The organism is [Mycobacterium] manitobense (genome assembly GCF_025821665.1).
In the GTDB taxonomy this organism is placed as follows: Bacteria; Actinomycetota; Actinomycetes; order Mycobacteriales; family Mycobacteriaceae; genus Mycobacterium; species Mycobacterium arseniciresistens.
Window position 1 is genome coordinate 1 of the sequence record NZ_JACKSJ010000240.1, and the last position, 526, is coordinate 526.

Sequence of the window (526 nt, forward strand, 5' to 3'; positions counted from 1 at the left end):
GGGAGTTGTACAAGCAGCCGCGGTGTGAGATTCGTCCGGAGCCGTATGCGTCGGTGCGGGGGCGGACGTTCGCCTCGGCGGTGTCGCCGGAGTCGATGGACATCATGGCCCGGTTGGGTGTGGGTCTGATGGTGATTGCGCAGAAGCCGTGGCCGACGGTGCAGGCGGATCTGGACACCTATCGGGCGCGGTACAACGAGTTGCGTGGTGAGGAGCCGCCCAAGCCGTTGATCAACGTGTACGTCGGCGTGGGTGAGACCGAAGCGGCCGCGCAGGAGATGCGGGACAAGTACCTGAAGGGCTACGCGCTGTCGACGGTGAAGCATTACGAGTTCGACAATGTCGGGTTCGAGAAGATCGAAGGCTACGAGTACTACGGCAACCTGGCCCGCAACATCGAAAAGCACGGTGTGGACGGTTTCGCTCGATTCCTGGCCGATCTGCAGGTGTGGGGTACACCGGATCAGGTCGCCGAGAAGCTGATGTCGTATGTGGACCGCATCGATGCCGGCGGTATCGCGATCGT

At 62.4% G+C, this 526-nt stretch carries 1 protein-coding gene; it reads left to right on the forward strand.

Annotation, left to right across the window (positions count from 1 at the left end; genetic code table 11):
• Positions 1 to 53 precede the first annotated feature (53 nt).
• Positions 54 to 526, forward strand: a 473-nt coding sequence (locus H7I41_RS26700) for an LLM class flavin-dependent oxidoreductase (protein WP_264015662.1), incomplete at its 3' end; no start/stop codon positions are given.